Source organism: Amycolatopsis sp. NPDC051071 (genome assembly GCF_040682875.1).
In the GTDB taxonomy this organism is placed as follows: Bacteria; Actinomycetota; Actinomycetes; order Mycobacteriales; family Pseudonocardiaceae; genus Amycolatopsis.
Map to the genome: position 1 here is coordinate 1 of NZ_JBFBBY010000202.1, position 12,307 is coordinate 12,307.

A 12,307-nucleotide genomic window follows, 5' to 3' on the forward strand; every position below is an offset into this window, starting at 1 on the left:
CGGGGGGGGGGGGGGGGGGGGGCGGGCGGCCGCGAGCCGCAACGCCAATCCCGCCTGGGGTCTCGCCGATCTCGAGGACCGGCTGGCGGACGAGGCCGTCCGGTTACGGGAACGCGACGACGGCGAACGCGGTGTCGAGGTCGCTTTCCACCTCTCCTACCGGCAGCTGCCCGCCGAGCAGCGGCGCCTGTTCGGGTTGGTGGTGCTGCATCCCGCGGCCGAGTTCGAGCTGTCCGCGGTCGCCGCGCTCGCCGGGGCCGAGCCGAGGGACACCGAACGCGCGCTGGGCCGGTTGTGCGAGGCGAGCCTGCTCGAAGAACGTGTCCGAGGTCGATACCGGATCCATGACCTGCTCAAGACGTTCGCTTCGGAGACCGCGCTGGCAGCGGTCTCCGAGGAAGACCAGCGGGCCGCGCTCGGACGGCTGCTCGAAGCCGCGCTGGGCGCCGTCGCGGCGGTCGACCTCTTTCTCGCCCCCCACCGTTACCGGCCCGCGCTGGCCGTTCCTTCCCCGTCGCTCGACGGTGAACGGTTCAGTGACCAGGCCGAGGCACTGCGGTGGATCATCGAGGAGGCGGAGACGCTCGCCGCGCTGGTGGGCGTCGCCCTCGACCACGGATTCCACGAGCAATGCTGGCAACTGGCGTATCTGCTGCGCAGCTTCTATTTCCTCGACAAGAGGTGGGACACCTGGATCTCGACCCACCGGCTCGCCGTCGACGCGGCACGCGACGGCCACAACGCCTGGGCCGAAGCGGTCACTCACAACAATCTCGGCGTCGCGCTCATCGACCGCGGTGACCGCGACCAGGCCGCCACCCATTTTCGCACCGCGCTCGACATCTTCCGTGAGCTCGACGACGGCCACGGCACGGCCACGACGCGCGCCCATCTCGCCTGGGTCAGTCACTACCGGGGCCGCCACCACACCGCGCTCAATGACTTCTCGGCGGCGCTGTCCTTCTATCGGGAACACGGGTCCAGGCGGAACGAGGCCATTACCCTTCGAGGGATTTCCCTGGTCGAAACCGCGCTCCGGCGGTACGGCGAAGCGACTGACCATGCCATCGCGGCGGTGGAGATCTTCGATGAACTAAGCCTCGATCTCGACGCCGCCATGGCGGCGAACACCCTTGCCTGGGCCTGCTACCGGGCCGGTCGTCATCAAGACGCGGCAAGTCATTACACGGACGCCCTTTCCCGTGCCCAACGGTGTGGCAGCAGTTACGAGACGAGCCGGGCGGTGACCGGACTCGGCAACGTCCACGCCGCCCTCGGTGAAGGGGCGAGTGCCGAACAGGAATGGCACCGGGCCCGGCGAGTGCATCCGCGACTTGTCTCGAATGACGTGGGCGAGGTCCGGGCGCGGGAGGAATTCCGGCGGGGAACGGGAATCGACCAGCGGGCTACTTGACGGCGAGTTCGCCCAGTTCCGACCAGCCGTGAAGATCATGACCCCCCCTCTTTCCCGCTCAGGGGAACCGGAATCACGATACCCGGGCGTTCAGCCCGCGGTGGCCGCGCGATAGTCCCTCGGCGAGGTGCCGAGCAGCCGGGTGAACACGGTGGAGAACGCCGCCGGGCTTTCGTAGCCGAGAGAGGCGGCGATCGCGGCGATGGGGCGGCCGTCGGACAGCAGCGACAGTGAGTGCAGGACGCAGGCCCGTTGCCGCCAGCGGGCGAAACTCAACCCGGTTTCGGCGGTGAAGAGCCGGTTCAGTGTCCGTTCGCTCACGTGCAGCCGGGAAGCCCAGTGCCCGACCGGATCGTGGATGTCCGGATCGTCCAAAAAGGACTCGCAGAGCGCACGCAGCCGTTCGTGTTTCGGCAGCGGCAGGTCGAGCCGGATCGGGGCGGAGCGGCGGATCTCGTGCAGGATCAGGCCGATGACCGCGGAGTCACGACCGCGTGGGGAGTACAACGGCGGGAGGTCGACGGCCGTGTGCAGAAGCTCCCGGAGCAGCGGGGAGACCTCGACGACCTGGCAGCGCCGCGGGAACCACGGCACCGCCTTCCGCTCGATGTAGAGGCTTCGGGTGCTCACACTCGTCGTGAAGACCTGATGGCCGGTTTCCGGTGGGACGAGCACCGCGCGCCGGGTCGGGATGGTCCAGGTGCCGTCGGCCGTCTCGACCCGCATCGACCCCGTCGCGCTGTAGAGGAACTGTGCCCGCCGGTGCCGGTGCGGGGGAATCCGGTGCCCGGGCGGGTAGTCGGTGCGGATCGCCACCACGGCGCGATCGAGGTGGTCGACCTCGTCGATGGGAATGTCACGCACGTCACCGAGATTACCCGCGCTGTCCGTTACGCGAAAGAAAGTGTCGTCCTTTCGAATGCCCGCCGCGCCGGGAGCGCCTACCGTGCGAGCTGTGCTGATCGAGATCGCGGTGCTCTTCGGCTTCGGCTGCCTGAGCGGTGTCACCACTGTCGGATTCGGATTCGGCGGCGGGTTCATCACCGTGCCCGTCGTCTACGCCTTCGCGCTCGCCGATCCGGCGCATGGCCTCGGCGCGATGCACATGGCGGTGGCCACTTCGACGGCGGTGATGGTGGTGAACGCCGGAAGCGCGACCTTCGCGCAACTGCGGGCGGGACGGCTGCGCCGGGACTACCTCTGGCCGCTCATCGCGTTCATCGGCCTGGGTGCCGTCCTCGGCTCACTTGCCGCCACCGTGGCCGACGAAAGCCTCCTTCGCTGGCTTTTCGTCGCCTACCTCGCGCTGACCATCGGCGACAGCGTCGTCCGGAAAGGGTTCGTGAGCACGGAACCCGACGTCCTGCCGCGGGCACTCGGCGGTGTCACCACCACCGCGGGCGGGACGGGGATCGGTGCCGTGGCGAGCTTTCTCGGCGTCGGGGGCAGCGTGCTCACTGTGCCCCTGCTGCGGCGCAAGGGTTTGCCGATGGCGGAGGCGACCGCGCTGGCGAACCCGCTGAGCCTGCCGGTGGCGGCGATCGGCACCGCCGTCTACGCCTTCGCGGCGCCGGGTACGCCGGGTGCCGCCCATCTCGGTTACATCGACCTGGTGGCCGCGGGCGCGCTGCTGTGCGGGTCGCTGCCCGCCATCGCCGTGACGCGGCGCGTCGTCGGGCGGATCCCGGACCGCGCGCACGCGATCGCGTACCTCGCCCTGCTCGGCGCCGCCCTGATCGCCATCGTCGTGCGCTGACGAAGGAGGGCAAGACCCTCACCGGCGGCACCATGTCGCGGAGATACCGGGATTGCCGGGCGGGACACCCCAGAGCCCCTTTCCGCGAACCAGCACGCCACCGCCGACAGTGATCCGATGAGTGCGGACCAACCCAGGGGAAAGTCAAGTCTTGACAAGGGCATACGCCTACTGGCAAGCGGCAGGCCCAATGGGTACGCACAGTAAAGATCGGATGAATCTCTGTACCTCCGCGCTCTTTTGCGCCAAGATCCTCCGCATGAAGCTGAGATCGATCACCAAACGCATGTTCGTTCTCGGGCTGCTGACGGTTCTCGGGACCACCGGGATGACGTCCGCGGCCACGGCCGAACCCGCCCCCGCAGCCACGGACGTGAACGCGACCGGGTTGCCGCGGGGTGGCTGGGAACCGGTCGGCCCCAACAGCATCGGCGGGCTGCTGGCCACTTCACCCGCCGGGCTCGCGATGATGCAGCCGAGCCCGCCGGTCTTGTGGCTCTCCGGCGATCGCGGCGCCTCGTGGACCGCGCGGCGCGGGTTGCCGGACTACACCGCCATCCAAGGCTTCTTCGCGGATCCCGTGAACCCGGACCGGATGCTCGCGGTGGGCAACAAACCCGCCGGCATCCAGGGCGAGTGGAACGGCATGCTGCTCAGGACCACCGACCGCGGCCAGACCTGGGAAACCCTGCGCGACTGGTATCCCGACGGCGCCTTCGGCCTGGCCACGGACCCGGCCGGCCGCGTTGTCGTGGTGCAGAACCTCGATTCGCTGAGCGTCAGCACCGACGGCGGCGAGAACTGGAACGACGTACCGCGGACCTGGCCGCGGGAGGGGAACGCCGCCCCGGTCGGCGGGCTCAAGCTCACCCTGGTCGGTGACGACGCCTACTTCACGACGGTCCTTCCGGAGTACGCGCTGTGGGTCGTCCGTGGGGTCAGCGGCAAGGAGCCGAAGGCCGAACTCGTCTACCGGGCCCATGGCGAGATCGGACAGGTCGCCTCGGACGGCAAACGCTTCGTGGTCACGGTCGGCCCCGAACTGCACGGCTCCACCGACGGCGGCCGTACCTGGACGGTGCTGCGCCGCGATCCCGGCGGTCAGCCCCTGCGTGAACCGCACTTCGTCGGAGGACGCCTGTACGTCGCGACGTATAACGACATAGACGTCAGCGCGGACGGCGGCCGCACCTGGACCCGCAAACCGGTGCCCGCGGCGGGCGAGGGCGTCAGCGACATGCTGGAACTCCCGGCCGGACAGGGCAAACCCGCCACCACGCTGATCTCGTCGGTGTACCGGGGCGTCTACGCCGACGGCGGCAAGAGCGGCTACCAGCAGCTCGGCGTGCCCGGCGAGTCCATCCGCGACCTCGTGACGACCGGGAACCTGCTGCGCGAGAACGTCGTCGCGGCCGGTGTCCAGGAGATCTACAACACCCCGCTCCCGCGTGGCAAGGTCACCGCGGCGACCAGGGACTGGCAGTCGCATCCCACCGACCGGCTGCACGAAGACGCACGGCTGTCCGTCTCGCCGAGCCGTCCGGACGTCGTCTGGCAGGTCACCCGGAACGGGTTCGCGCTCGACGTCCTGCGCAGCGGCGACGGCGGCCGTAGCTGGCAGCTGGTGAAGAAGTCGATGGAAGGCCTCCCGAGGACGATCCTGGCCCATCCGGCCGACCCGGACCGGCTCCTGGTCTCCGCCTTCGCTCCCAGCGGCTATGTGCTCTACCGCAGTGGCGATGCCGGTAAGACCTGGGAAAAGCTCACGCCCGGCAACGGCTTCATCGCGCTCGCCGGTGACCCGTGGAACGCGAACCGTGTCTGGGGCGGCGATTCCGACGGCCTCTCCCGGTCCGACGACGGTGGCAAGACGTGGACCCGCGTTTCGGAGGAACCGGTCAGCTCGATCTCGGTGAGCCACTGGGGCCGCGTGCTGGCAGGTGGCGCCGGGCTGCTGCTCAGCGAGGACAACGGCCGCTCGTTCCGCCGGGTCCGCGACGGCGAGGAGCCGCGTGAGATCAGCCGGATCCTGCCGCATCCGTTCGACTTCCGGGTGTGGTTCGCGAGCAGTGCGACCGGGAACGGCGTGCTGCGCAGCACGGACTTCGGCCGCACCTGGGCACCGCTGCCCGGCGCGCTGCCCGACAGCCGGGTGCTGTCGCTGGCGATCAGCGCGGACGGCCGGTATCTGTTCGCGGGTACCGCGCAGTCCGGCGCGTACCGACTGACGCTGTACTGAGCCCGAGACGCTTCGTGGCCGGGCGGAAGTTCCGGCCACGAAGCGTTTACTCGGTCCCTCGCCGATGTCAGAGTCAGGTCATGGCCTTCGACGTCGCCGCCCTCCGAACCCACTTTCCCTCCCTCGCGAGCAGAACCGCCTTCTTCGACGGACCGGCCGGGACGCAGACTCCCCGTCCCGTCGCCGAGGCCGTCGCCGCGACGATGACCGGTCCGCTGTCCAACCGCGGTCAGGTCAGCCCGTCGGAACTCAACGCCGAGAAAGCGGTCACGGGTTTCCGTACCGCTTATGCCGACTTCCTCAACGTGCCGGTGGAAGGTGTCGTCCACGGCCGCAGCGCCACTCAGCTGACGTACGACTTTTCCCGGCATCTGGCGAAAACCTGGACCAAGGGTGACGAGATCGTCGTCAGCAGGCTGGATCACGACGCCAACGTCCGCCCGTGGGTCCAGGCAGCGGAACGGGCCGGGGCGACCGTCCGCTGGATCGGCATCGACGCGGAAACCACCGACCTCGACCTCGATTTCGTCACCTTCACCGAACGGACGCGGCTGGTCGCGGTCACGGCGGCCTCGAACGTCCTCGGCACCAAGCCGCCGATCCGGCGGATCGCGCAGCTGGCCCATGAAGCCGGGGCGCTGCTGTTCGTCGACGGCGTGCACTACGCCGCGCACGATCTGGTGGACGTCCCCGCGCTGGGCGCGGATTTCTTCGTCTGCTCGCCGTACAAATTCCTCGGCCCGCACTGCGGGGTGCTCGGCGCGTCGCCCGCACTCCTCGAAACCCTCGACCCGGACAAACTCGTGCCGTCACCCGATACCGTGCCCGAGCGCTTCGAATTCGGGACCCTGCCGTACGAAACGCTCGCGGGCGCGACCGCCGCCGTCGATTTCCTCGCCGCGATCGACCCGGGAACCGCCGGATCGCGGCGGGACCAGCTGACGAACTCGCTGAAGTCCTTGCACGACCACGAAAGCACGTTGCGCGCCAGGTTGGAAGGGGGCCTGGACGGGATCACCGTCCACGGCAAGGCCGAAGACCGCACCCCGACCCTCTTGATGAGCCTGGGTGGCCGCGAGCGTGAGGCTCAGCTGCACCTGGCTTCGCGAAACATCGTCGCGCCGGCGGGCTCCTTCTACGCCTACGAGGTCTTCGCCGCCCTGAAGCTGGACGACCCCGCGCTGCGGGCCGGGCTCGCGCCCTACACGGACGCCGAGGACGTCGACAGGTTGCTGGACGGGCTGTCGTCGTTCCTGCGGCCGTAATACCTTCAGCTGACCGTCCAAGGTGGACACCCGGTCTTTGGGGCCGGTCACAATCCCGGTCCACCCGATCTTGTGATCGACCCCATGGACGTACGGTAACCGAACCGACACTCTGGGAGGGGAACGTCGCGGGCAACGGGGCCCGGGCGGAACGGGACGGGTGACCACCATGGGTGCACTTCGCACGCGGACACTGCTCTCCGGGATGGTCGCGCTCGCGACCGTGGGCGTCACGCCCGCCGCGTCGGCCACGACGGAGATCGCGGACGAGTGGGGCAAACCGGGTCCCTACGCGGTGACCGTCGAGGCGCTCGACGGCACGCATACGGTGTACCGGCCGTCACGACTGGAGCGGCATCCGGTGATCCTGTGGGGCAACGGCACCGGCGCGAACCCGAAGACCTACGACGGCCTGCTGCGGCACCTGGCCTCCCACGGTTTCGTCGTCGCCGCGGCCGACACACCGAACGCGGGCTCCGGCACGGAGATGCTGGCCGGTGCCACGACCCTGATCGCCGAGAACTCCCGCCCCGGCAGCCGCTACCAAGGGAAGATCGACACCGCGCACATCGGCGCGACCGGCCACTCCCAGGGCGGCGGCGGGGCGATCGCCGCCGGCGCGGATTCCCGCGTCACCACCACGATCCCGATCGAGCCGGGGCCGCAAGGCCTTGCCTCGGCGCTGAAGGGCCCTTCGTTCTTCCTCGGCGGCCAGTTCGACACCATCGTCATCCCGGCTCTGCTGGTGATCCCGCGGTACCGCGCCGCCGAGCAGATCCCCGCGATCTACGGCGAACTCGGCAACGCGACCCATTTCACGCCGGTGGGTGACGGCGGTGGATTCCGGGGCGCGATCACGGCGTGGTTCCGGTTCTGGCTCTCCGGTGACGAACGCGCCCGTGCGGTGTTCTTCGGCGCTTCCTGCGGATTGTGCCGGGACGGGGCGTGGTCCGACGTCCAGCGCAACGCGAAGGCACTGGCCGTCCCCGGGGCTTGAGCGCCGGTTCTTGTCGGTGGGTGGGGTTAGGGTCTGCCGCAGCAGGCTGACCTGAAAGGACATTCCGTCATGACCACACTCGACAACCGGCCGAACACCGCGCTCCTGGTCGTCGACGTCCAGAACGGCGTCGTCGACGATGGATACGAGCGCGAAGCCGTGATCGCGAACATCGGCGGTCTCGTCGGCAGGGCGCGCCGGGAAGGCGTCCCCGTCGTCTGGGTGCAGCATTCCGACGAGGGACTCGTGCGGGGGAGCGAGGAGTGGCGCATCGTCGGCGAGCTGACCCGGGACGACGCCGAGCCGCTCGTCGAAAAGTCCTACGGAGATTCCTTCGAGGACACCGATCTGGAGAAGGTGCTGGCCGAACGCGGTGTCGGGCGGCTCGTGGTCGTCGGCGCGGAGACCGACGCCTGTATCCGTTCGACACTGCACGGCGCCCTGGTCCGCGGCTACGACGCGACGCTGGTCGGCGACGCGCATACGACCGGGGACAAGTCGGCGTGGGGAGCGCCGCCGCCGGAGCAGGTCATCGCGCATACGAATCTGTACTGGCGGTATCAGGCGGCGCCGGGCAGGAAGGGAGGGACGGTCGAGACCGAGAAGGTCGACTTCGGCGGCTGAGCCGTCTCACAGCGGGCCCGACCATCGCGCGAGCAACAGGACGGCGTCGCCGCTGAACGTGTTGCCGCAATGGGACTTCGCCGCCTGAAGCACGCGACGGGCGGTTTCGGGCAGCACCTGTCCGCGGTTCTGGTCCACGCAGTCGGCGAACGCGAACCGTTCGCCCCCGGCGGCGCGTGCACCGGAAAGGCCTTCGGTGTGCAGGACCAGGAGATCACCGGGCCGCAGCCAGGTGGTCGCGATCCGCGCGGGCGAGCCTTCGCCGAACGGCGGGCGGCACCCCTCGTCCATTATGGACGGTCCGTGACCGCCACCGAGTACGAGTGGCGGTTCCCGGCCCGCTTCGAGGCAGCGGAGCCCGCCGTCGGCGAGATTCAGTTCGGCCAGCGTGCCGCGGACGGGGACAGCGTCACCGAAACGCGCCGAAAGCGCTTTGTCGACGGCGGCTTCCTGGCCACGCAGGCCCAGGCCTTCGCGGCGGGCGGACCGATAGGCCGCCAGTGCCGTCGAGACAGCCAGGCTCGCCGACCCCGTGTCGCGTCCGGCGTCGAAGATCGCCAGCCACGCCGTCGATTCGGAGAGGGCGTAGTCGAAGGCGGCGCCGCGGACGTCGTAGGCGGGTTCGAGACCGCCGGCGACCACGACGGTCCGCGTCGCCGCGGTCAGCGGCGGCAGGTTCTGCCAGAGCAGCTCCGCGGCCGGGCCGCGCCGGTGACGGCGCCGGACCACGTCGAGCCCGTCGCCGTATCGCGTGGCGCTGGCGATCAGCTGGCCGGACAGCGTCGCCAGCCAGCGGCACTGGTCGCGCAGGGCCGGATCGCGGAGGTCGGCTTCGCTGCCGGGCACGAGCTCGAGGACACCCAGCCGCTCGTCGCCGTTCAGCAGCGTCATCCACAGCCGAGGTTCGTCCTGTTCCTCGGTGAGCACGCTGCCGGAGTGCTGATAGGCCGAACCCGCCGTGGTGATATCGATGGCCAGCGGCACCCGTTCGGCCGCTTCTTCGGTCAGGAAGGGCATCAGGAGCCGCTGGTTGTCGTCGGCGAGATAGACCGTCACGTCGAGGCCGAGTGCCCGGCTCGCCGCGGCGATCACCGCGGGCAGCCGCTCCGGCGGCGCGCGGCGTGCTCCGGCGAGCAGCCCCACCAACGCGGCCAGTGGCCCGCGAGGCACGGTGTCCTCGCCGGTCACGGTGCTGTACGGCGCGCGGCGGGTGCCGGTGACCTCGTCGAGCCGTTCGTTGACCGCGTGCGCGACCATGTCCCGCTGGATCCTGGGCAGTGTCGTCAAGCCCTGCAGGAAGGCGTCCAGTTCGAGTTCGCCGACGTCACCACCGAGGGCGAAGTATCTCAGCCAAAGCTGTTTCAGAGTGAGTCCTGTCCGCGCGAAGCACGCAGCGACAATCCGGCGCTGCTCCTCAGCGGGAAGCGACGTCATGGCGATCACCCCCGGGATCTCGGCACCTTCTGAAGGGGTACCAACCCGGCGGCCGGGTGAAACATGACCCGGCCGCCGAGGAGATGGTCCCCGCTCAGAACAGGAAAGCCCGCGAACCAGGCTTCGTAGCCGACCCCGCCGGGAATCCGGCACGAGACGCGGGTCCTGATGTAGAGGGACGCGCGGTCGAGCGGGCGCACAGGACGTACGAGGTGAAGGGCTGGATCAGCACCAGCGGGATCCGGCCCGGCGAGGACAGTGCGAACCGAAGAGGGCCCCGGTGCTGGTGCTGAAGAGCGCCACCACTTTCCACTGCGTCTCGATCAGCTGAAGGATCTCCGCGCGCGACGCGGCTCTCCCCTTCGTCTCGGCCTGCTCAGACAGTCGCGGCGGTCTCGGCGGCGCTACGCGGGCTTCGGGGACGACACCGTTTCGAGACGCGGAACGTGGGCCGCGGTGGGTGAGGCGATCCCATTCGGCTAAGGTCGGCTTCCGAAAGCGGTTCTGAGCGTTGAGAAGTTAGCGCCGATCCGCCGGTAACCGGGTTGGTTGCGGCGGTTGATGGTGCGCGCTCGGCGCCGGTTCCCGCCGGTGACTCCCGTGGTGCATCACGCCGATGTGCAGGAGTGGGAGAGGCGGGCCTTGGCTGATGAAAGCGACTGGCAGCAGGAGAAGAGCCGATTCGTCGAAGGTATCGGCGACGGCGATCTGCCAGTGACCTCCGAGAGTGGCGCCCGGCTTGCCGCCGGGCCATTGGTTACCCAGTTCGTATCTCTGACCAGGGCTTTACTGGATTCAGGCTCGGTCGCGGCGGTGCTTGAACGGGTTGTCTTCGCGACCCGTGACCTGGTGCCGGGGGCGGATCTGGTCAGCGTCACCTTGCTCGATCCCGACGGCGGATTCCATACGCCGGTGCGGACCGGCGAGATCGCCAACGAACTGGACCGGCTTCAATACCAGTACGGCGAAGGTGCTTGTGTCGAAGCGGCACGGCCTTCGGGGCCGGCGGCCGCTTTCAGCGACAACCTCGCCGAAGACACCCGCTGGCCACGTTTCGGGCCGGCCGCCGCGACGCTCGGTTTTCACTCGCTGGTGTCGACGGCTTTGCTGCCGGACGCGTCGAGTTCGCAGCTTTCGGGCGCGCTGAACGTCTATTCACGGCTTCCGCACGGCATCGCGCGTGCAGACCGGGACGTGTTGCTGCTGCTGGCGACACACGCGTCGCTGGCACTCGCGACGACGCACGCCGTCACCCGTGGCCAGCTCCAGGAAGAACAGCTCCAGCAGGCGCTGGACAGCCGCGACGCGATCGGGCAGGCCAAGGGCATCTTGATGGCGCGGCGCGGGATCGACGCGGCCGAGGCGTTCGAGGTACTGCGGCACACCTCACAGAACATGAACGTCAAACTCCGGGAACTGGCGGAGATGCTGTCCAAACGCCATACGGAACTGCATCTGCCCGACTGAGTCCGGCAAGCCAGTACGATCGTGATCATGGGATCCGGCGAACTGGAGTTGACGCGGACGTATCAGTGGCGTGGTCGTTCGGTGGCGTGGGAACGCCTCGGCGAAGGCGCCCCGGTCGTGTTCTGCCACGGGACACCGTGGTCGGCACAACTGTGGGCGCCTTTCGCGCGGGCGCTCAGCCGCGAGTTCACCGTCCACATCTGGGACATGCCGGGGTACGGACGGTCGTCGAAGGATCCCGCCCACGCCGTCGATCTCGGGACACAGGGCGAGCTTTTCGCCGATCTGCTCGGGCATTGGGGGCTCACGTCCCCGCATGTGATCGCCCATGACTACGGCGGCGCCGTTTCCCTGCGCGCGAAACTGCTGCACGGCGCCGAATACGCGTCGCTCGCGCTGGTGGACGTCGTCGCACTGCGGCCGTGGGGTTCGGAGTTCTTCCGGCTCGTCGCGGAGAACTCCGAGGTCTTCCAAGCGCAGCCGCCGACGGTGCATCGAGGTGCGCTGGAGTCCTACATCGGGACGGCCTCCCATCAGGGTCTCACCGACGCTCAGCTGGCCACGCTGACCGCTCCTTGGCTGGACGCGGAGGGGCAACGCGCCTTCTACCGGCAGATCGCCGAGGCGGACGTCCGTTACACCGACGAGATCCAGGACCGCTATCCCGAACTCGCGTTGCCGGTGAAGGTGATCTGGGGCGCGGACGACACCTGGATCCCGGTCGATCGCGCGGAACGGCTCGCCGCCGCCATTCCCGGTGCGATTCTGGACGTCATCGACGGCGCCGGGCATCTTATCCAGTACGACGCGCCGGTCGAACTGGCCTTTTCCCTCCATCGCTGGCTCACCGCGGAAGTGGGCCGGTGGGGACCCGCCGGAAGCTGACGTCACAACGCCGAGAGTGATTTGGGTCGTTCTGGCGAAGGGTGTTTTAGGTACCTACGGCGGGTGAGCCGGGTAGTGGCCGGTCCTTGAGGGACTCCTTGAGCACCTCCAGTCACCACGGCGGCGCGTGAAGGACCCCATCCCTCGGCTCAGCCGAAGAAACTCGACCTTCACACCTTCCCCAGTACAGGAAGGCCCCCTTCCTTGCGCCTAGCGCAAGGAAGGG

At 69.0% G+C, this 12,307-nt stretch carries 10 protein-coding genes; 8 read left to right on the forward strand and 2 right to left on the reverse strand.

Annotated elements, in window-relative coordinates:
* On the forward strand, window positions 1-1,414 hold a 1,414-nt coding region (locus AB0M65_RS36455; RefSeq protein ID WP_364038551.1), incomplete at its 5' end, for a tetratricopeptide repeat protein.
* A gap of 90 nt (window positions 1,415-1,504) precedes the next feature.
* Here the strand turns inward: AB0M65_RS36455 and AB0M65_RS36460 are convergent.
* Complete coding sequence (locus AB0M65_RS36460; RefSeq protein WP_364038554.1) at window positions 1,505-2,278, reverse strand: helix-turn-helix transcriptional regulator; 774 nt, start codon at window positions 2,276-2,278, stop codon at window positions 1,505-1,507.
* 91 nt (window positions 2,279-2,369) lie between these two features.
* On the opposite strand from AB0M65_RS36460, the gene AB0M65_RS36465 reads away from it, so the two are divergent.
* The 5 genes from AB0M65_RS36465 (at window position 2,370) to AB0M65_RS36485 (ending at window position 8,295) form a co-directional block, all read left to right on the forward strand.
* Complete coding sequence (locus AB0M65_RS36465; RefSeq protein WP_364038557.1) at window positions 2,370-3,170, forward strand: sulfite exporter TauE/SafE family protein; 801 nt, start codon at window positions 2,370-2,372, stop codon at window positions 3,168-3,170.
* A 259-nt stretch (window positions 3,171-3,429) separates the two neighbouring features.
* Window positions 3,430-5,409 (forward strand): peptidase S8/S53 subtilisin kexin sedolisin, encoded by a 1,980-nt coding sequence (locus tag AB0M65_RS36470; RefSeq protein ID WP_364038560.1) that lies wholly within the window; start codon window positions 3,430-3,432, stop codon window positions 5,407-5,409.
* An 80-nt stretch (window positions 5,410-5,489) separates the two neighbouring features.
* On the forward strand, window positions 5,490-6,674 hold the full coding sequence (locus tag AB0M65_RS36475; RefSeq protein WP_364038563.1) for a cysteine desulfurase-like protein: 1,185 nt from the start codon (window positions 5,490-5,492) through the stop codon (window positions 6,672-6,674).
* Between the two features lie 169 nt (window positions 6,675-6,843).
* Window positions 6,844-7,671, forward strand: coding sequence for an acetylxylan esterase (locus AB0M65_RS36480; RefSeq protein WP_364038566.1), 828 nt, complete (start codon window positions 6,844-6,846; stop codon window positions 7,669-7,671).
* A 69-nt stretch (window positions 7,672-7,740) separates the two neighbouring features.
* Window positions 7,741-8,295, forward strand: a complete 555-nt coding sequence (locus tag AB0M65_RS36485) for a cysteine hydrolase family protein (RefSeq protein WP_364038569.1) — start codon at window positions 7,741-7,743, stop codon at window positions 8,293-8,295.
* Between the two features lie 6 nt (window positions 8,296-8,301).
* On the opposite strand, the gene AB0M65_RS36490 is transcribed toward AB0M65_RS36485, so the two are convergent.
* Complete coding sequence (locus AB0M65_RS36490; protein ID WP_364038572.1) at window positions 8,302-9,729, reverse strand: PP2C family protein-serine/threonine phosphatase; 1,428 nt, start codon at window positions 9,727-9,729, stop codon at window positions 8,302-8,304.
* Between the two features lie 561 nt (window positions 9,730-10,290).
* On the opposite strand from AB0M65_RS36490, the gene AB0M65_RS36495 reads away from it, so the two are divergent.
* Window positions 10,291-11,196 (forward strand): GAF and ANTAR domain-containing protein, encoded by a 906-nt coding sequence (locus AB0M65_RS36495; protein WP_364038577.1) that lies wholly within the window; start codon window positions 10,291-10,293, stop codon window positions 11,194-11,196.
* 27 nt (window positions 11,197-11,223) lie between these two features.
* Window positions 11,224-12,081 carry an alpha/beta fold hydrolase gene (locus tag AB0M65_RS36500; protein WP_364038575.1) on the forward strand — a complete coding sequence of 286 codons (858 nt, stop codon included), beginning with the start codon at window positions 11,224-11,226 and terminating at the stop codon, window positions 12,079-12,081.
* The last annotated feature ends 226 nt before the right edge of the window (window positions 12,082-12,307 follow it).

Excerpts from the sequence above, each read along its gene's own strand:
- AB0M65_RS36470 (WP_364038560.1), top strand. The coding sequence starts at position 3,430 with ATGAAGCTGAGATCGATCACCAAACGCATGTTCGTTCTCGGGCTGCTG.
- AB0M65_RS36475 (WP_364038563.1), top strand. The coding sequence starts at position 5,490 with ATGGCCTTCGACGTCGCCGCCCTCCGAACCCACTTTCCCTCCCTCGCG.
- AB0M65_RS36480 (WP_364038566.1), top strand. The coding sequence starts at position 6,844 with ATGGGTGCACTTCGCACGCGGACACTGCTCTCCGGGATGGTCGCGCTC.
- AB0M65_RS36485 (WP_364038569.1), top strand. The coding sequence starts at position 7,741 with ATGACCACACTCGACAACCGGCCGAACACCGCGCTCCTGGTCGTCGAC.
- AB0M65_RS36490 (WP_364038572.1), bottom strand. The coding sequence starts at position 9,729 with ATGACGTCGCTTCCCGCTGAGGAGCAGCGCCGGATTGTCGCTGCGTGC.
- AB0M65_RS36495 (WP_364038577.1), top strand. The coding sequence starts at position 10,291 with ATGGTGCGCGCTCGGCGCCGGTTCCCGCCGGTGACTCCCGTGGTGCAT.
- AB0M65_RS36500 (WP_364038575.1), top strand. The coding sequence starts at position 11,224 with ATGGGATCCGGCGAACTGGAGTTGACGCGGACGTATCAGTGGCGTGGT.